The organism is Erythrobacter sp. SD-21 (assembly GCF_000181515.1).
Classification (GTDB): domain Bacteria; phylum Pseudomonadota; class Alphaproteobacteria; order Sphingomonadales; family Sphingomonadaceae; genus Qipengyuania.
The window spans coordinates 136,656-154,867 of the sequence record NZ_ABCG01000004.1; the positions used below are offsets into that span (position 1 = coordinate 136,656).

At 64.1% G+C, this 18,212-nt stretch carries 20 protein-coding genes; 7 read left to right on the forward strand and 13 right to left on the reverse strand.

The genetic code is table 11. From position 1 onward, the window contains the following. Positions 1–209 precede the first annotated feature (209 nt). Together ED21_RS08540 and ED21_RS08545 are read left to right on the forward strand one after the other, a co-directional pair. Entirely contained in the window at positions 210–1,316 is a 1,107-nt protein-coding gene (locus tag ED21_RS08540) for a cysteine desulfurase family protein (protein WP_006833471.1), read from the forward strand. Then, the gene (locus ED21_RS08545) at positions 1,313–1,639 is read left to right on the forward strand and encodes a 2Fe-2S iron-sulfur cluster-binding protein (RefSeq protein WP_006833472.1); all 327 of its coding nucleotides are present in this window, start codon (positions 1,313–1,315) and stop codon (positions 1,637–1,639) included. Before ED21_RS08540 ends, ED21_RS08545 begins: the two co-directional genes overlap by 4 nt. Positions 1,640–1,642: 3 nt before the next feature. Here the strand turns inward: ED21_RS08545 and ED21_RS08550 are convergent, their stop codons facing one another. The 3 genes from ED21_RS08550 to ED21_RS08560 form a co-directional block, all read right to left on the reverse strand. Beyond that, positions 1,643–3,355: a mechanosensitive ion channel family protein gene (locus ED21_RS08550; protein WP_006833473.1), complete on the reverse strand. Its 1,713-nt coding sequence runs from the start codon at positions 3,353–3,355 to the stop codon at positions 1,643–1,645. Between the two features lie 85 nt (positions 3,356–3,440). Next, entirely contained in the window at positions 3,441–4,424 is a 984-nt protein-coding gene (locus tag ED21_RS08555) for a DUF4349 domain-containing protein (protein ID WP_006833474.1), read from the reverse strand. A gap of 169 nt (positions 4,425–4,593) precedes the next feature. Next, on the reverse strand, positions 4,594–5,151 hold the full coding sequence (locus ED21_RS08560) for a type 1 glutamine amidotransferase domain-containing protein (RefSeq protein WP_006833475.1): 558 nt from the start codon (positions 5,149–5,151) through the stop codon (positions 4,594–4,596). 99 nt (positions 5,152–5,250) lie between these two features. On the opposite strand from ED21_RS08560, the gene parC reads away from it, so the two are divergent. Continuing rightward, positions 5,251–7,548, forward strand: coding sequence for a DNA topoisomerase IV subunit A (gene parC, locus ED21_RS08565; RefSeq protein ID WP_006833476.1), 2,298 nt, complete (start codon positions 5,251–5,253; stop codon positions 7,546–7,548). Between the two features lie 82 nt (positions 7,549–7,630). On the opposite strand, the gene ED21_RS08570 is transcribed toward parC, so the two are convergent. The 7 genes from ED21_RS08570 to ED21_RS08600 all read right to left on the reverse strand — a co-directional run bounded on the left by ED21_RS08570 (position 7,631) and on the right by ED21_RS08600 (position 13,023). Next, on the reverse strand, positions 7,631–8,161 hold the full coding sequence (locus tag ED21_RS08570; protein WP_006833477.1) for a hypothetical protein: 531 nt from the start codon (positions 8,159–8,161) through the stop codon (positions 7,631–7,633). Positions 8,162–8,394: 233 nt separating this feature from the next. Next, positions 8,395–8,709 carry a hypothetical protein gene (locus ED21_RS08575; RefSeq protein ID WP_006833478.1) on the reverse strand — a complete coding sequence of 105 codons (315 nt, stop codon included), beginning with the start codon at positions 8,707–8,709 and terminating at the stop codon, positions 8,395–8,397. A gap of 55 nt (positions 8,710–8,764) precedes the next feature. Then, a complete protein-coding gene (locus ED21_RS08580; protein ID WP_006833479.1) occupies positions 8,765–9,940 on the reverse strand; it encodes a CCA tRNA nucleotidyltransferase in 1,176 nt (391 codons plus the stop codon). Positions 9,941–10,049: 109 nt separating this feature from the next. Then, a complete protein-coding gene (locus ED21_RS08585; protein ID WP_006833480.1) occupies positions 10,050–10,649 on the reverse strand; it encodes a CoA pyrophosphatase in 600 nt (199 codons plus the stop codon). Continuing rightward, positions 10,646–11,194, reverse strand: coding sequence for a DUF1285 domain-containing protein (locus tag ED21_RS08590; RefSeq protein WP_006833481.1), 549 nt, complete (start codon positions 11,192–11,194; stop codon positions 10,646–10,648). Before ED21_RS08590 ends, ED21_RS08585 begins: the two co-directional genes overlap by 4 nt. 73 nt (positions 11,195–11,267) lie before the next feature. Next, positions 11,268–11,810: a GNAT family N-acetyltransferase gene (locus tag ED21_RS08595; RefSeq protein WP_006833482.1), complete on the reverse strand. Its 543-nt coding sequence runs from the start codon at positions 11,808–11,810 to the stop codon at positions 11,268–11,270. Between the two features lie 49 nt (positions 11,811–11,859). Further along, positions 11,860–13,023 (reverse strand): PQQ-dependent sugar dehydrogenase, encoded by a 1,164-nt coding sequence (locus ED21_RS08600; RefSeq protein ID WP_006833483.1) that lies wholly within the window; start codon positions 13,021–13,023, stop codon positions 11,860–11,862. On the opposite strand from ED21_RS08600, the gene ED21_RS08605 reads away from it, so the two are divergent. Genes ED21_RS08605 through ED21_RS08615 form a run of 3 tightly spaced genes read left to right on the forward strand, consistent with a single transcriptional unit; the run spans position 13,022 to position 15,172 of the window. After that, a complete protein-coding gene (locus tag ED21_RS08605) occupies positions 13,022–13,657 on the forward strand; it encodes a ribonuclease HII (protein WP_006833484.1) in 636 nt (211 codons plus the stop codon). The genes ED21_RS08600 and ED21_RS08605 overlap by 2 nt on opposite strands. Before the next feature lie 42 nt (positions 13,658–13,699). Then, a complete protein-coding gene (locus tag ED21_RS08610; protein ID WP_006833485.1) occupies positions 13,700–14,113 on the forward strand; it encodes a hypothetical protein in 414 nt (137 codons plus the stop codon). 39 nt (positions 14,114–14,152) lie between these two features. Beyond that, positions 14,153–15,172: a transporter gene (locus ED21_RS08615; protein ID WP_006833486.1), complete on the forward strand. Its 1,020-nt coding sequence runs from the start codon at positions 14,153–14,155 to the stop codon at positions 15,170–15,172. 75 nt (positions 15,173–15,247) lie between these two features. Here the strand turns inward: ED21_RS08615 and ED21_RS08620 are convergent, their stop codons facing one another. Beyond that, positions 15,248–15,511 carry a hypothetical protein gene (locus ED21_RS08620; RefSeq protein ID WP_006833487.1) on the reverse strand — a complete coding sequence of 88 codons (264 nt, stop codon included), beginning with the start codon at positions 15,509–15,511 and terminating at the stop codon, positions 15,248–15,250. A 424-nt stretch (positions 15,512–15,935) separates the two neighbouring features. Between ED21_RS08620 and ED21_RS08625 the strand changes: the two genes are divergently transcribed. Beyond that, entirely contained in the window at positions 15,936–17,078 is a 1,143-nt protein-coding gene (locus tag ED21_RS08625; protein WP_006833488.1) for a site-specific DNA-methyltransferase, read from the forward strand. A 58-nt stretch (positions 17,079–17,136) separates the two neighbouring features. Here the strand turns inward: ED21_RS08625 and ED21_RS08630 are convergent, their stop codons facing one another. Together ED21_RS08630 and ED21_RS15625 are read right to left on the reverse strand one after the other, a co-directional pair. After that, positions 17,137–17,457, reverse strand: a complete 321-nt coding sequence (locus ED21_RS08630; protein ID WP_006833489.1) for a PRC-barrel domain-containing protein — start codon at positions 17,455–17,457, stop codon at positions 17,137–17,139. A 22-nt stretch (positions 17,458–17,479) separates the two neighbouring features. Beyond that, positions 17,480–18,034, reverse strand: coding sequence for a hypothetical protein (locus tag ED21_RS15625; protein ID WP_006833490.1), 555 nt, complete (start codon positions 18,032–18,034; stop codon positions 17,480–17,482). Positions 18,035–18,212: the final 178 nt, after the last annotated feature.

Genomic DNA, 18,212 nt, shown 5'->3' on the forward strand with positions numbered 1-18,212 from the left:
CGTAGCGCCGCCTGCCATTCCGGCTTTCCTACTTCGCAGCCATCGGCCAATCCTGACCCTATGACTACGCTCTGTTCTCTCCCGGCTGTTCTGCATGGTGTCAACTTTGCCCTTCGCGCGAAAACACGCGCAAATCCAAGGGATTGCGCGCTTTCGGACCGGGTGGCACAGTGTCAACTTCGTCACCTTCGGGATCGCGGGGGCGAAGGATGATCTACCTAGACTACCAGGCCACCACCCCGCTTGCCCCCGAAGCGCGCGACGCCATGCTGCGCTGGCTCGACGGGCCCGGCGGCACGGGCTTCGGCAACCCGCATTCCCCGCACAAAATGGGCCGGCAGGCCAAGGCGGCTGTCGAGTTCGCGCGCGATCAGGTCGCGGCGCTGTTCCCCGCAGGCGGCAAGGTCATCTTCACCTCCGGCGCGACCGAGGCGATCAACCTTGCCATCCGGGGCACCGCCCCGAATGGCAAGGAGGCCGGCACGGTGTCCGTCTCCGCCATCGAACACGCCGCCGTGCTCGATACGGCGAAGGAAGCTGGGACTTGCCACGTGCTCAACGTGGCCAAGAACGGGCAGTGCAATACCAAGCAGGACCTGCCGCAGGACACGCGCCTCGTCTGCCTGATGCAAGTCAATAACGAGATCGGCACGATCCAGCCGACGGTCGAATGGCACCGCAAGGCGAGAGAGAACAACGCGCTCTATTTCTGCGACGCGGTCCAGGCCTATGGCAAGATCGAGGTGACCGGCGCCGACATGATCGCGATCAGCGCGCACAAGTTCCATGGCCCCAAGGGCGTGGGCGCGCTGTGGGTGCGCGACGGGGTCGACTTGCACGAGGTGCAGACCGGCGGCGGACAGGAACACCGCCTGCGCTCCGGAACGCTCTCGCCTGCTCTGATCGCTGGAATGGGCGCGGCGGCGGCCGAGGCGAAGGACCGGATGGAGCAGGACGCCGAACACGTGCAGAAGCTCTGGAAACGCGCTACTGAGGTGTTCGAGAACTGGGAACTCAACGGCAGCGCGGAGGCGCGCTACCACGGCAATCTCAACATCCGCCCGCGCGGCCCCAACGGCGGCGGTCTCGACGTGAATCGCCTGATGAGCGATTGCCGCAATGTTATGTTCTCGGCAGGGTCAGCCTGCGCTAGCGGATCGGGCCGCACCAGCCATGTGCTGGAAGCGATCGGCCTTCCCAAGAAGCTCGCCAAGTCCTCGATCCGCCTCGGCTTCGGGCGCTACACCATGCTTGAGGAGATCGAGGAGGCCGGCAAGGCGATCAACGAGGCGGCCAAGGCGCAAGGCTCGCTATGAAGGTCTCCTTTGTCACCTCCGAAGGCGACCGCGTCGATGCGGAAGGCGAACCGGGCGACAGCCTGCTCCGAGTGGCCCAGGCCGCCGGAATGCCGCTTGAGGGCACGTGCGAGGGCCAGATGGCCTGCTCGACCTGCCATGTGGTGGTAGACAAGGAATGGTTCGCACGGCTTCCCGAAGCCAGCGAGGAAGAGGAAGACATGCTCGACCTCGCAGCCGGTGTGCGGCGCACCAGCCGCCTCTCCTGCCAGATCGTGCTCACGGAAGAACTCCACGGGTTGACGGTGAGCATCCCCGCCCAAAGCCATGACATGAGCCGTTAGGGCCTATTTGGCGCCGGCCTTTTCTTCCAAGTCGATGCCCACTTCGCGTTCGCGCGGGAGATAAACCGGACCCGGCTCGCGGCCAGACAGACCATCGAGACGCGAAGCGGCCGCAAGCATGTGCTCGCGCAGGCGACAGTGCATTTCCCAACCGCATTTCGGGTCGCTCGACCGCGCCATGAAACGCACGGTCAGGGCGCGCGCATTCTGCGCGACGACTTCGCAAACGGCGTCTTCGGGGTCGATAACGTCTTCATCGTTCTCGATGAATTCGCGAAAGGGCTCGCGCAGCTTGTCGATGTCGGCCCGATTATCCAGTTCCAGTTCGACATGCATCATCAGGCTGGCATCCTGCTTGGTCCAGTTCTCGAAGCTGTCGCTTGTGAAATCGCTGACAGGTGCGATCAACCGCCGCTCGTCCCAGGTGCGCAGGCGAAGATGCGTGAAGCCGATCTTTTCGACGAAGCACCATTGGCCGTTGTAGTGGATGGCATCGCCGATGCGGGCGGTCTGGGCAAAGGCGATCTGCACGCTCGACATGATATCGCCCAGAACCTTGCGCGCGGCGAACACCAGCACGAGGCCGAGAACTCCGGCGGAAGCCATGATGGAAAAGCCCAGCGTGTTGGAAATGTTGCTGGCGACAAGGAGGAAGCCGATCCCGGCGAGCAGGATCAGAACGGTCGCGATGCGCCGCAACGCGCTCATCTTCGTGTAGAAATTGCGGTCGGCGTTGTTGTCGGGCGCCTCTAGCTCATCGGTTCGCTTCGACGTCGCGAAGTCGAAAAGGGCCTCGATCACGGACAGGGCAATGCCGATGATGGCCACGATAATAAGGACCAGCTGCAGCGGATCGAGCAGATCCTTGACCGGTCCGGACAGCTTGAAGAAGGTTTCGCGCACAAGGGCGAAGGTGCCGGCAAACGCCAGCAGGGTCGCCGGCAGATGCACAGCCTGCAAGACGCCAAAAATCTTTCCGTCCTCGTCCTGTCGGCTGCGAAGGCGGCTGATCGCAAGGTAGGTGAGCGCCGCCGCCAGCGCACCCGCCAGCAGGATCAGCGGAAGCGCGATGACTTCCCACCACGCAAGCGTCCAGAACGCCTGCTTGCGCAAGGCGGGGGGAAGGGACTTTTCGAATTTGGTCGGTCCGTAGATTTCGTAAAGCTGCGGGACGTTCTCGACTGTCTGGCGGCTGAAAACCCAGACGGGCTCTCCGCCCGGCGCGCGCACGCGGGCGATGCGGATCGGGACCACACGGTTGGTAAGCTCGAGATAGCCGATAGTTAGGCTGCGGCGAGCGACGCCCGCCATCGGATCTTTTGCCGTGGTGGTCGTATCGACCGCATCAGGGCGATCCGGCAGCCCCGCCCAATCGATCGTCATCGAGCGATGGACAAGGTCGTATAGTTCGGCGGAAAGTTCTTCCGGTGTGCGGTCGGTCCCGTCGGTATTGGCGAGGTCGAGAGCCGCCGATGCGCGCGCCCAATCCTCCTCTTCGCCCGCTGCCATGAAGCTTTCCATGAGGCCCATCGGCGTATCGAGATCGAGCGGCGTCTTTCCGGGCGCCGTGGCGTTCTGCAGGCGCTCCACCTCGTAGACGTAAGGCTCCGACCCCTGGGCAACCTCGCGTTCGGATTGCCCGTGAAGCGGGAAAGCAAGCGTAGCGAGAAGCAGCATGAGCATGCTGGCGGCGGCGTTTTTCAGATGGGTCCCCATGGCCCAACAATGACTTGCAGGAGCGATCGGTCCCGCTTGCCGAAAACCCGCCACTGCCGCGCGGCGGGGTTCGCGTGCAGGGTAGCTAGTCCGCTTTCGGCTCCTCCGGCCGCGTCCAGCCCTCGTCGCCGATGCCGGTGGAGAAGCCCAGCCGCTTGAACAGACGGACCGCGCCCCAGACCAGCAGGCCCATGGGCAGGACCACGGTGACGAGCAGCATCAGCAGCGCGATGAGATTGCCGAAGATGGCGGCGAGGCTGCCCCAGGCGCCGCGGATCGGGTCGAGGAAGCCGCCTTCGGTCGGCGTGCCCGCCTCGTATTCCAGCGTCATGGTCGAATAGGCGACGCGGCCGCGCATCTGTGTGAGCCAGCTGCGCGCCTGATCGATTTCCTCGTTGACCTGCGCGACGCCGCGTTCCGCCTCAACCAGTTCGGCGACCGTGCCCTTGCGGTTGCGGAGTACCTCCATCAGCCGGTCGCGCAGCACCGTACGGGCGCGCAGGCGGGCTTCGGTGTCGACGATGCGCTTGGACAGGTCCTCGCCCTGGATCGAGGAGGAGACGAGTTCGCCTTTCATCCCCTCGGTCGTGGCAGTCAGCGCCTTGCCGAAGGTCCGCGCCTCGCCACTGGCGATAGCAATCTGGAGGCTGCCATAGGCGTAGTCGCCCTCGCTCTCGCCCGAATTCATCGAGACGATACGGCACACCTGCGGCCCCTTCGCCTCGCACATGTCGGCGTGCTTTTCCTGCATCGGCCGGATGAGGTCGGGCGGGACGCGGAAGCCATAGGCATAGGTGTAGGCTACCTGTGGCATGGCGACTGTGACGGGGCTCGAGGCAGAGGGCGGGATCGTCTCGGTCCGCGTCTGGCCACTACCTGGCGGAGGGGGCGGGGCGACAGGCGCCAGTTCGGCCATCGCATCCTCGCCGGACGAACGTGCGGGCGCATAGGCAGGCTCCGCAATGTCCATCGTCGCAACGGCCTCGGTCTCCTCATAGGTTTTGCCGTCGCTGCATGACGCCAAGGTGAGGCCCGAAAGGCTGGCCAGAAACAGAGCACGGTTCGTCATCGAATCTCTCCTCACGACAATGATGCCCTATTTTGGCCATAATTAAGCCACAATTGCAACATCATTTAGATGTTACAACGTAACAATCCGCGGGTAGAGGTCAAGGCAGCGTGAAGAAAGGCCCCGCCACACGAGGTGGCAGGGCCCTGAAAATTAGTGGTTGATCGCCTTAGGCGCCTTCGAGTTCGCGCTTCTCCACGTTTTCACCCAGCATTTCGATGAGCGCCTTGCTGAAGGCGGGAATGTCATCGGGGTTGCGGCTGGTGATGAGGTTGCCATCGACTACAGCTTCCTTGTCGACCACATTTGCGCCGGCGTTCTTTAGGTCGGTGCGGATGGAAGGCCATGCGGTGACCGTCTTGTCCTTGATCAGGTCGGCTTCGGCAAGCAGCCACGGTGCGTGACAGATCGCGGCGATCGGCTTGCCCGCCATGTTGAATTCGCGGACGATTGCAATCGCGCGCTCGTTCATGCGCAGGATGTCAGGGTTCATCTGGCCGCCAGGGAGGAGAAGCGCGTCGTAGCCCGAGCAATCGGATACTTCGTCAACCGTCTTGTCGACCTTGACGCTGTCGCCCCAGTCCTTCTGGTCCCAACCCTTGATCTCGCCCTTTTCGAGACTCACGACCGTGGTCTCGAAACCGGCGTCCTCGAGGTTGGCTTTCGGCTTCATCAGCTCCGACTGTTCGAAGCCGTTGGTGGCGAGGATCATTACGCGCTTTGTCATGGGAGGTTTCCTTTGATTTCGTGTTACCCGTGCAACGTGTGGGGATGACGCGCCGTTCCGTGCTGACAGGCGAGCCGTGCTTCTGGTAGGGCAGGCTCCATGGCCACTACCGATCTCGATGATTCCGGCGCTGATCCCTTCGACGCGATCGTCGATGCGCCCTTCGATTCCGCGCTGTCGGAACGCTATCTCGTCTATGCGCTTTCGACGATCACGGCGCGCTCGCTCCCCGATTTGCGCGACGGGTTGAAGCCGGTTCACCGGCGCTTGCTGTGGACCATGCGCCAGTTGAAGCTCGATCCCGCCAGCGGATTCAAGAAGTCGGCCCGCGTGGTGGGCGAGGTGATCGGTAAGTACCACCCGCATGGCGACACCGCCGCCTATGACGCGATGGTCCGCCTCGCGCAGGATTTCGCGCTGCGCTATCCGCTGGTCGAGGGGCAGGGAAACTTCGGCAATATCGACGGCGATAACGCGGCCGCCTACCGTTATACCGAGGCGCGGCTGACCAAGACGGCGATGCGCCTCATGGAAGGCCTCGACGCGGGCACAGTCGATTTCATCCCGACCTACAACAATGAGGAAGAAGAGCCGGAGATCATGCCGGGCCTCTTCCCCAACCTGCTCGCCAATGGCGCGAGCGGGATCGCGGTCGGCATGGCGACCAACATCCCCAGCCACAACGTCGCCGAGATCGTCGACGCGACGCTGGAAGTAATCGACAACCCCCATGTCGAACACGCGCGCCTGATGGAAATCTTCAAGGGCCCGGATTTTGCCACCGGCGGGGTCGTTCCCGAAAGCACGGAGACCATCTCTCACGCCTACGAGACCGGGCGCGGGTCCTTCCGCGTGCGCGGTCGCTTCCATGCGGCCGAGGCAGAGAAGGAGGAGGACAAGCAGGCGGGCATCGAGCGGCTGGGCGGCGGTCAATGGCAGCTGGTCATTTCCGAAATCCCCTACCAAGTCGCCAAGGGCAAGCTGATCGAGCAGATCGCCGCTGCGATTGCCGACAGGAAACTGCCGATCCTCGAAGACGTGCGCGACGAGAGCGACGAGCAGATCCGCATCGTGCTCGTGCCGCGCAGCCGCAATGTCGACCCTGAGCTTCTGAAGGAAAGCATCTACAAGCTTACCGACATGGAAACCCGTTTCGGCCTCAACCTCAATGTGCTCGACCGGACGCGCACGCCGATGGTGATGGGGCTGAAGGAACTGCTCGAAAACTGGATCGCCAGCCAGATCGACATCCTCCAGCGCCGCAGCCAGCACCGGCTCGACCAGATCGCGCGGCGGCTGGAACTGGTCGACGGCTATATCATCGCCTTCCTCAACCTCGACCGCGTGATCGAGATCATCCGCACCGAGGACGAGCCCAAGCCGGTGATGATGGACGAGTTCAAGCTCACCGACCGGCAGGCCGAAGCCATCCTCAACATGCGCCTGCGGTCCTTGCGCAAGCTGGAGGAAATGCAGCTTCGGGGCGAAAAGGACGAACTGCTGAAAGAGCAGGACGAGCTGGAAAAGCTGCTTGGCAGTCCTGCCCGCCAGCGCACGCGCCTGAAGCGCGACTTGGGCGCGCTGCGCAAGGAATATAGCGAAGACACGGCGCTGGGTGCCCGTCGCACCACCATCGAAGAGGCTGCCCCGGCGGTCGAATTCAGCATGGACGCGATGATCGAGAAGGAGCCGGTTACGGTCATCCTGTCGCAGAAGGGCTGGATCCGCGGCGCCAAGGGCCATCTGCCGCTCGACCAAGAATTCAAGTACAAGGAAGGCGATGCGCCGGCCTTCGTGTTGCACGCGCAGACGACCGACAAATTGCTGCTGATCGGCAACGATGGCCGCGTGTTTACGCTGGGGGCGGACAAGCTGCCCGGCGCGCGCGGCTTCGGCGAGCCAGTGCGCAACACGCTCGACATCGACGGGCAGGCGCAGTTCGTCTCGGTCGTGGTGCATTCGGAAGGGCAGGAAGTGCTGCTCGCCGCCAGCAACGGCAAGGGCTTTGCCGTCGGTACCGACGCGATGCTGGCCGAAACCCGCAAGGGCCGGCAGGTAATGAATGTAAAGGGCAATGTGAAACTTGTCGTCGCTCGGCCTATCGCCAAGGCGCACGATCATGTCGCCGTTGTGGGCGATAACCGCAAGCTCGTCGTCTTCAACTTGGAAGAGCTGCCGCGCCTCGCCAAGGGGCAGGGCAACAAGCTGCAGAACTACCGCGATGGCGGCTTGTCCGATGCAACCACTTTCACGATGGAAGACGGCCTCAGCTGGACCATGGGCGGCAAGGAAGGTCGCACACGGACCGAGCCCGAGATGTGGCAATGGAAGGTCGCTCGTGGCGGAGCAGGCCGCCTGCCGCCGCAGGGCTTCCCGCGGGACAACAAGTTCGGATAGGAAAAAGGGCCGGAGACGGTTTCCCATCTCCGGCCCAGTGCGACCCTGGAATTTCGGTGGCTCCAGGGGAACCTGTCGGCAATTACTGGCCAGCGCCGCCTTCGGCCGGTGCGCTCTGCGCCATGGCAGCGTCGATCTGCGCGATGGTGAGCAGGGCCATCAGGCCGTGGTCGGTCGCGGTGAAGTGTTCGCGCAGCAGGGTGACCTTGTTGGTTTCGTCACCGCCGCGAGCGATCACGACGTTGTCGCCGTCGATCTCGAGGATGGTGCCGAGCGGTGCGTGCTCTGCGTCCATCGGCGCAGCGCCGACCACGAGGGCGGCGTCGAGCTTGGCAGCGGCTTCAGCCAGCTGCGCGTCGATCATGCCATCGAGCTGGGCCTTGGTGACGGTAATCGTCGGGCCGGTTTCGCCCTGGCCGTACATATCAACGCCCAGCGGAACCTGGTGCTTGCCGGTGTCGAGAACGGCCTGGCCGTTTTCGACCGAAACGATGGTGCCGACGGCGTTGCCTTCAGGGCCGGTCACGGTGGCGCCGGCAACGACGGTATCGTTGGCGAGGGCCGGAGTGGCAGCAAGGGCAGCAGCGACGATGGCCAGCTTTGCGAATTTCATGTGTATCTCCAAGACTTGTTCAACCTGATCGCCCCCGTCGCGCGAAACGCGCTGAGAGCGAAAATATTCGAATGAGAGCGGTAACGAGAGTGGAATGCCCCGACAGTGACCGCTTGCCCCCTTCCCGAGGAGCGGCCCGCTCTATGGCAAGCGAGAGCCCATGTGGCAACCGCTGCACTCCCCCTTATGCTGCACTGCAGCTTAAGCGAATATGAAGAGGAAAAAAGGCGGCGTTAAGCTCTGGCGGATAGGGCGGCTTTTGCTAACACGGCCGCAGGGCCTATCGACGGCCCGCCGGAGGGCATCGAGGGACGCATGGACGCTACATCGCAGCAGAGCGCGCGGGCGCTGGAACCCTGGCGCTTGTATCGGCGGTTGGTCTTCTGCCTTCGCGCCAAACTCTCGGCATCGGCGACGAGGCGGTCGAGCGCGTTGCCCTCGCTACGGGTGCGCAGGCCGGCACGCCGCTGCGGTGCGGCGCCGGCGATAGTCTTCTTGCCGAAGACCTTGCCGCCGAAAATCCCGCGATCAAAATTCGAAAAACCCATGTTGCGACCCTCCTGCCTTGGAAGGTTATTTATCTAGCGCGGGTTTTAAAGCGGTTTATGAGGCGGCCAGTTCGTGTTCGAGCAGTTCGAGGACGCGAGATCGGTCGGGGAAACCTTCCTCGACCCAGCGTGCTTCGACAGCGCGCAGCGTGCGGGCGACTTCGGGGCCTGCGCCCACGCCCCGCGCGACGATCTCGCCGCCCTTCAAGGGCAGCTGCGGGACTTCCCAATCGCGGAGCGCCGCAACGCTTTCGCCCTTCAGCAACAGCCGGTCGCGCGCGCCTTCGACGCCTTCGAAATAGGCCAGCGCGCGCGGGGCAGCGGCGTCTTCCTCGCGGCGTTCGGCGGCGCAGACCAGTCGGGCACGCTGCTGGCGCGAGAGGCGCAGGCGTGCAGCGACGCTTTCAGCCACGCTCTTGATCGGCGGGAGCAGGGCGGCAAGGCGGCGGACGGCGTCGCCATCCACGCCTTCGCGCGCCTCGGCCTCGACCAGCTGCGCAAGGCATTGCGTCTCGCGGTCGCGCGCTTCGGGCAGGATGACTTCGAGGACGCCGAGTTCCTTCATCAGACCGATCGTGGGCGAGGGCGCGGGCAGGGCGAGGATGGCGAGCAGCTCCATCGCCACCCGCTCGCGGCTGAGGCCCTTCAAGGTGTGCGCCAGATCGCGGCAGGCGTTCACCGCCTCCTCGTCCAGCGCATCGCCAAAGCGCGCCTGGAAACGGAAGTAGCGCAGGATGCGAAGATGATCCTCGCGGATGCGTTCTTCGGCCTCGCCGATGAAGCGGACATGGCCGCGTTCGAGGTCGGCAACGCCACCGAAGAAGTCTTCGATCTCGAGGCTTCCGGGATGGGCGTAGAGCGCGTTGATGGTGAAATCGCGGCGCGAGGCGTCGTCTTTCCACTCCTGCGCAAAGGCCACGGTGGCGCGGCGGCCATCGCTCGATACATCGCGGCGCAGGGTGGTGATCTCGACCGGGCCTTCGGGCAGGATCGCGGTCACCGTGCCGTGGTCGATACCGGTGGGCACGGTGCGAATGCCCGCCTCTCGGCAACGGTCGATCACTTCGTGCGGCAGAAGCGGTGTCGCCAAATCGACATCGTGGATCGCCTTGCCCAACAGCGTGTCGCGCACCGCGCCGCCGACATAGCGCGCGTTGTCGGCGCCAAGCGCGGCGATCAACTGCGCGAGGTCCTCTCGCTTGGTCCAGTCGGCATTCGGTAACGTGGCCACTCTAAATTCCGTTCGCCCTGAGCTTGTCGAAGGGCCGTACTTACTTTCGGACGCAGCGCTAGAAGAAAAAGCGGGGCTTCGACAAGCTCAGCCCGAACGGATTTCTGATCTAGCGCTCATCGAACCACGCCAGACGGCGCGAAAGATTGATGCAGATCGCGGCGGTCACGCCCCAGATGCGGTAGCCTTCGTGGTCCATCTCGTAATAGCGGCGCATGGCGCCCTTCCAGAAGACCTCGTTCTCGCTCCAGCGCTGGCGGTCAAGGAGATGGTCGAGCGGCGCCTCGAACCAGCTTTCGACCTCGCGCGGGTCGGGGCGGATGGGAAGGTCGGCAGGCACGGTGGCGAGGACCGGCGTGATGTCGAAGCCGGTGCCGGTCTGGTAGCGATCGGTCGTCCCGATGACGCGCACCGCCTCGCGGGTGATGCCCAGTTCCTCCCATGCCTCGCGCAGGGCCGCCTCAACCGCATCCTCGCCCGCATCGATCTTGCCGCCCGGAAAGGCGACCTGCCCCGGGTGGTCGCGCATGGTGCGCGGGCGCTGGGTCAGGAGGACCGTGGGGTTTTCGGCCTCGGTCACCGCGATAAGGACGGCGGCATCGGCGGTGCGGTCGAGATCGGCGAAGCGCGCGTCGGACAAGAGGCCATCGACCTCTCTTGCGTGGCCCTGCTCGAACAGCTGCGTCAGGCGGTCGAAGAGCGCGCTCATCCGGGGAGGAGGGAGAAAGTCTCGCCGCCGCTGGTGACCGTCCAGTCATCCCCTTGGGCCAAAGCGATGCGGGCGAGCTGTTCGTAGGTGGACCGGTTCAGCCGAGCCTCGCAGCCGCGCCGGACGTGGAGATAGAGCGCCGGCTGGTCGGGATCGCCCGCCGCGCGGATCGGGTTGTCGTGGCCTGCGACCACAAGTTCGTCGGTGTTGAGGCGGAAGGCGAGATCGCCGTCCACGCGGCTTACATCGGTGGCGATGAAGCAGGCGTCCTCCACCTCGATGGAGAGCTTCTGGTACGGCACGACCAGCCAGTAGCTGCCGTCTTCCTCGCGGTTGAGAAGACCGGAAAAGGCGCGCGCCATCGCCGGGCGGGTGATCGCGCTGCCGTCATGAAGCCACGTCCCGTCCGCGCGGATGACCATGTGACTGTCGTCGACATTCTCGGGCGACCATTGCTCGACCGGGGGTAGGCGACGTTCGGCCACGGCCTCGGCGATGTCGGCAATGCTCATTCCGGCGAGTTCGGGAGGCGGGGTGTAAACCATGGTTGGAACAATGGATGGCGCGGGTCTTGGTGCCGCGCAAGGCCTCCGACTGCCAATGGGTCGGACGAACGTATTAGCGCGCCGCTTCGCTCGTCTCGTCGGTCCAGGGGCCGAGCATACCCTCGGGCGGGAGGATCGACGGATTGCCGGTACGTAGCAGCAGGCGCTCGCGTTCGAAGGGGCCGGGGCAATGCCAGGCGCCGGTGTGCTCCGCCGTAAAGCCCCATTGCCCGTAATAGTCGGGATCTCCGATCAGCACCTGCGGAAAGGGCGGTGCGCCGTCGTCGAAACCGGCATCGATCGCGCCGAGGCTGGCGGCCATCAGCGCCTTGCCGAAGCCTTCGCCCTGCCGTCCGGGCATGACCGCTACCGGGCCGACCATGATCAGCGGATGCGGGCGGCCCTTGGGATCGGTCAGCGCGACTGGCCAGAGCTGGATAGAACCGACAAGGTACTCCTCCTGGTCCAGCGTGGCGAAGCTGAGCGCGGGCAGGGGATCGAGCCCTTCGCGGATGCGATAGGCGGTGCGCGCGTGGCGCTGTTCGCCGAAGGCAGCGTCGAGCAATTGCTCGACCAGCGCGGGATCGATCGCGGAAAGGGGGACGAGTGTCGCCATGGGCCGCGCCGATTAGGGGCGCGCGCCCATGCTGTCGATCAATTTCGCCTTATTGCGGGCGAAGCTGGAGCAGGCGGCCGCCGTCCCCGTCTTCGAGCACCCACAAGGCGCCATCAGGACCTTCGATGACCGAACGGATGCGCTCGCCCATGTCGTAGCGTTCGACCTCGCGCGCCGTTTCCCCGTCGAAGCTGACACGGATCAGCGCCTGGGTCTTGAGGCCGGAGATCATCGCATCGCCCTTCCAGGCGGAGAACAGATCGCCATCGAGAATGGTCATATTGCCGGGCGCGATGACCGGGGTCCAACTGATAACGGGGCTGGTGAAGCCATCGTCGGGCGAATGGTCGGGAATGTCGCTGCCGTCGTAGTTGATGCCGTTCGAGCGCACCGGCCAGCCGTAGTTCGCGCCGGGCTGGACGAGGTTAAGCTCGTCTCCGCCCTGGGGTCCGTGCTCGACCTCCCACAAGCGTCCCTGCGCGTCGAAATCCATGCCGAGGATGTTGCGGTGGCCATAGGACCAGATCTCCGCTCCCACCGGATTGCCTGCGGCGGGCGTTCCGTCGAGATTGAGGCGCACGATGCTGCCGAGAGTGTTGGAGGTGTCCTGCGCGGGTTCCTTCTTCTGGCGGTCGCCGCTGGCGACGAACATGTAGCGCTCGTCGGGGCTGAAAAGGATGCGATGCGAATAATGGCCTCGGCCGGTTACCTTGGGCTCCTGGCGCCAGATCACCTGGAAGCCGTCGACGCGGCAGGCATCCGCCTGTTCGCAGACCAAGGTGCCACGCCCCACCGCCGCACCGCGCGTGGTCTCGGAGCCGGCTTCGGCAAAGCTCAGGTAGATCGCCCGCCGATCGACCGTGGAGGCGCTTTCCGATGGGAGGAAAGCCACGTCGCCAAGGCCGCCCTGTCCGCCGTAATCGACCGTAGGCAGTCCACTGACGGTGATGAGCTGCTGTGTGCCCGTGTCTACGATCTTCGCCGTGCCTGGCTTTTCCGTGATGAAGATGAGGTTGGTGCCCGGAATGAAAGCCGAAGCCCAGGGTTCGTCGAACGCCCCGTGCTCGGTAATCGCGAAGCCGGTAAAGCCCGTGCCCGGGGTTGGCGTTGGGGTGGAGACAGCCTCGCCTCCACCCGTGGATGAAGAGCCGCCGCAGCTTGAAGCCATGAGCAGCGGCGATAGGATGGCGGCAAGGACGGTAACGCGCTTCATGTTCTCTTCGACTCCCGCAGATGGCCTTCGCGATGCCCCGCTGATCGTGGGGGTGGACGAGGCCGGGCGTGGCCCTCTGGCCGGTCCGGTGGTCGCCGCGGCCGTGGTCTTGTGCAAACCATGCCCGGGCGGCCTCGATGATTCCAAAAAACTTTCGGCGGCCAAGCGTTCCAAGCTCGAACCGCAGATCCAGCGCCGCTGCGCCTGGGGGCTGGCGGTGGTGGAGCCCGAGGTGATCGACCGGCTCAACATCTTCGGCGCGACCATGCTGGCAATGACGTTGGCGACGCAGCGCTGCATCGAGGCGCTGGGCGCAGAGCCTGCCGAGGTGCTGATCGACGGCAACATGACCCCTCATGGACGGCGCGAGGAATGGCGCTGGCCCGCGCGCGCCATCGTGGGCGGGGACGGCAAGGAAGCCTGCATTTCCGCCGCTTCGATCCTTGCAAAAGAGTACCGCGACCGGATCATGGTGGAAGCGGCAAAGGCGCACCCGCATTACGGCTGGGAAAACAACAAGGGCTATGGCTCGAAGAGCCACATGGAAGCGCTGCGCCTCCACGGCCCGACTCCGTTGCACCGCCGCAGCTTCGCGCCGGTCGCCCAGGCCGATCTGTTCGCTGCCACCGGATAAACCCTTCGTGCCACCGGGGGACGGTGGTATGATGGGCGTGCGATGAAATTGTTGCGGGCCCTTCCACGGATCGGGCCGCTCCTGCTGGCGGCCCTGTTCTTGCGCGCGGTCGTGCCGACGGGCTGGATGCCTGTCGCCGATGATGGAAGGCTGGGATGGGTGCTCTGCGGCGAGCCCGCCCTGTTGCAGGCTGGCGATCATTCCGCCCCGCCTATAAGCGCCGGGACCAGCGAGCATGGCGATCACGCGAATACTTCCGATCACGGAAAGGAGCATCGTCAGGATCCATGCCCCTTCGGCGCGCTTGCCGCTGCGTCAACCCTGTCCGGCGGGGCCGATCTGGTCCAGGGCATGCATTTCGAAGACCGGGTGTTCCCGACCCTCGCGGCGGTGCCCGCGCGCCACCAGCGACGGCCCGCGCATGCCTACGCGCGGGGTCCGCCCACTTTCGGCTGATCAGACGCAATTCCTTCAGATCAAGCGAAAGACAGTCTTATGAAAAACTCCGGATTGGGCGGCGCCTTGGCGCTGCCCCTCGCCTTGTGCGCCAGCCCCGCGCTGGCCGATCACCCCGTCTCCACCGCGGTGGAATCGACCGCAGGCTCGCTCGATGTCGCCGGTCCCGACACGCTCGAAAAGGGCGCTTTTGCGCTCGGCCTCGATGCCGTTCTCGTGGCCCCGCAGGAACGCAGCGACGAGGAACTGGAACGGCTCGCAGAGCAGGATATCCATGCGCATACGGTCGATTACCTGCTGCGATCGCGCCTCGCCCTCGTTTATGGCGTCACCGATCGCCTGACCCTTTCGGCCTCGCTTCCGCTGGTCCATCGCGAGGGCCTGCGCGAAGGCGAACACGAAGAGATCGGCGGGATGGAGGTCCACGAGGTCGTCCAACTGGGCGACGTCACCGGTATCGGCGACCTTACCGTGCTGGCGAAATACCGGCTCGGCACGGACGCCGGCATGGGGGCGGCCTTCTTCGCCGGGCTGAAGCTGCCGAAGGGGGAAACGCATGCCGAGAGCCCCGAGGGCGAACGCCTCGAGACCGAGCACCAGCCGGGTACGGGAAGCTGGGATCCTCTGCTCGGCGCAGCGCTGGGTTGGGCCTGGGAATCAAGCCGCATCGATACCAGCCTGTTCTACCAGTTCGCGACCACCGGGTCGCAGGACACAAGGCTGGGCGACCGGCTCCGCGCCGGTGTTGCCCTCGCGCACCGTCTCGGCAATGCCGACCACCACGGGGTCGGCGCCGAAAATGAAGGTCCCCACGGTCACGCGGCATGGGATATCTTTGCCTCGGCAAGCTACGAGTGGGAAGGCCGCGAGACCGTTGCCGGAGAGCGCGAGGAAGGCAGCGGCGGCGAGGTCCTGTGGCTGTCGTCGGGCGCGCGCTACACGACGGCGGGCGGGCTCGCGCTGGCCGCTTCGCTTGGCGCGCCACTGTGGCAGGATGTGGGGGCAAACCATCCGGACAACCGGCTGAGGTTCACCCTCTCGGCGACGACCGGCTTCTGAGCAGGCGGGTTTTGAGAAAGGGAGGCGGCGGATGTGCAGGCGTCCGCCGCTTGCCGCCCCACCGCTGGCTTCGACCTAGCGCAGCAAAGGCTGGGGGTTGGGAATGTCGATCCGCTGGATCGCGCTCTGGCAATTGGGCCCGCCGACCAGCCACACACCGTCGTCGGTAACGAGCTCGAGGAAACAGATCGGGCGGCCTTCCTCGCACAGTTCGGCCCACTCGCCCCGCGCGTTCTTCCTCGCGACATCGAGCGCACCGCCGAGCGAACGCGCTTCGAAGGTGAAAGTGTCGACCGAATGCCGGTCGTTGGCGGGATAGTTCAACTGGTAATGCGGCATACGCACCCTCTGGTTGGGGGCAGATATGCGAACCTTTATGTTTTTACCTGCAATTGCAGACAGATAGGAGGGAAGGCTCTGCGGGAGCGTCCAACCATCTAAAATTACGGGATAAATGCGAAGCCTGCAAGCCCGACCGCGCCCGGTGGTCCTGCCCGCAGCACGGTTTGGCGAAAAATCCCGCAGCCGCGTGCGCGCGAGCAGTGTTGCGATCGCTTGCCGCGTGAAAAATCGCCCCTGAGTCCTTATCGCCACACCCCACGATCTGGAGTCTGTCCGATGGCACCGGACTCAACATATGGTGGGGGACCCGTTTCGTTCTCCCATGGTTGACACCATCTTTAGAGGTCGCGCCTAAACAACTGTCTTGACGCGGAATCCGTTTGGATTCACCCTGTGGATAACTACGGACAGGGGAATAATTATGGCGGTCCTGGAGACCACGAAGACGCGTGCCAAGGTGCCGGCGAAACGTGCACCGAAGCAGCTTTCGGTGGAACTGCCCCTGGGCCAGATCCTCGATGGCGACTGCGTGGAAGCCATGCGGCAGATTCCTTCGGCCAGCATCGATCTCGTCTTCGCCGACCCGCCCTACAACCTCCAGCTCGGCGGCGATCTCAACCGCCCCGACGGCAGCCATGTCGATGCGGTGACCGACGATTGGGACAAGTTCGACACCTTCTCGGCCTACGACACCTTCACCCGCGACTGGCTGATCGAGGCCAAGCGCATCCTCAAGCCCGACGGCGCGCTGTGGGTGATCGGCAGCTATCACAACATCTACCGCGTCGGCGCGATCCTGCAGGATCTGGGCTTCTGGATCTTGAACGACATTGTGTGGCGCAAGTCCAACCCCATGCCCAACTTCCGCGGCACCCGCTTCACCAACGCGCACGAGACGCTGCTGTGGTGCAGCCAGGGCGAGAAAGCGAAGTACCACTTCAACTACCGCGCGATGAAGACGCTGAACGACGAGCTTCAGATGCGCAGCGACTGGGTCCTGCCGATCTGCAACGGCGCGGAACGCCTGAAAGAGGGCGGGCACAAGGTCCACCCGACGCAGAAGCCCGAGGCGCTGCTTTACCGCGTGCTGCTCTCGACGACCGAGCGCGGCGACGTCGTGCTCGACCCCTTCTTCGGCACCGGCACCACCGGCGCGGTCGCCAAGCGCCTGGGCCGCGAATGGATCGGCTGCGAGCGCGAGGGCGTCTATCGCAACGCCGCGCTGAAGCGGATCGAGAAGGAACTCCCGCTCGACGAAAGCGCGCTCACCACCATGCAGGCCGGCCGCAGCGCGCCCAAGGTGGCCTTCGGTGCGCTGGTCGAAAACGGCTACATCGCGCCCGGCACCAAGTTGTTCGACAAGAAACGCCGCTGGACCGCCACCGTGCGCGCCGACGGCTCGCTCGCCTGCGAGAAACAGACCGGCTCGATCCACGGCCTCGGCAAGGAACTGCAAGGCGCCCCCAGCTGCAACGGCTGGACCTTCTGGCACTACGAGAACGGCGGCGAAGTGAAACCCATCGACGCCGCGCGGCAGCTGTACCTGCTGGCGGTGGAGGATTGATACACAAAGGCCGCCGTTTGCAGTCAAACGGCGGCCTTAGCTGCAATCGTTTAGCTGTTCACGGGGTGCGGCGACGAACCGTTACATGGCTTCGCGACACATTGTGCTTGCGAGCTCTGGTATCGTTGAAGCCGACCGCCTCTACCGGATCGATATAGGCATCGCCATCGCGGATTTCGATTTCCGAAACCGGGACGAAGCGATCATCGTCCAGCACCAGCCCTGCGACATGGTCCCGATCGGGATCGACAAGCATCCGGCGGACGGTGCCGATGCGCGTTCCATCGGTCGAATAAAGCGTGCTGCCGCGCAGATCCTGGTCTTCGTTCTCAAGCTGGTACGAGTCCAGTTCGTGCAGGTCTTCGTATTTCTTGCTCATGGGTTGTTCCTTCCTGGCTGCGTCAAGCAGGCTCAACGATACGCATGTTGTCTTCGTCGATGACGAGCACGACTTCCTGATCGGCGATGACGCGCTGGGTGTCTTCATCGAGGGTGTCGCCTTCGATATCGGTGGCCGAGATCGAAGATGCCTGGCGCACGGTGCCACCATTGAGTTCGAGCGTTGCGCCCGGATTGATATCGATGCGGCGTTCGGCGGGCTCGTCGATCACCAGCGCAAACATCCGCGTGCCTTCATGTTCGACCCAGAAACCCCGATCGGTCAAAGGACCAGCGATGTTCACTTGGCCGGTGAACCCGTCCTGCCCGTAAAAATTTGCAGGATTTGCGGCGATGGCCGCCAAGGTCATTTCATTATTGACCGCGTTATCGGCGGTAGCCTGACCCATGCCATCAACTGTGTCTGTGGCGACGATATCGGTGTCGGTCGTAACCAGTTCCGCATCGTCATCGTTTTCGCTCAGTAACCACCAAAGGAGTAGCGCTCCGAGCAGAAGAAGGAGCAATATCCAGATCCAGCTCGAACTGGATTTTTTCTCGACGGGAATTTCAGCCATAGTCGTCTCTCCTTTGCAAACTGCTGACCGACTAGCGGTTCGGAAATTGGATCGTTCCTATGGTTTATTGAGAAAGAAGCCTTAAATAACAAATGTTAGGCTTTTCATGTTGGTTTGCTCCATCTTAGGCAGGGTCCCGATTTCGAAGATTGTCCTACAGGGTTTCATCACGCTATCA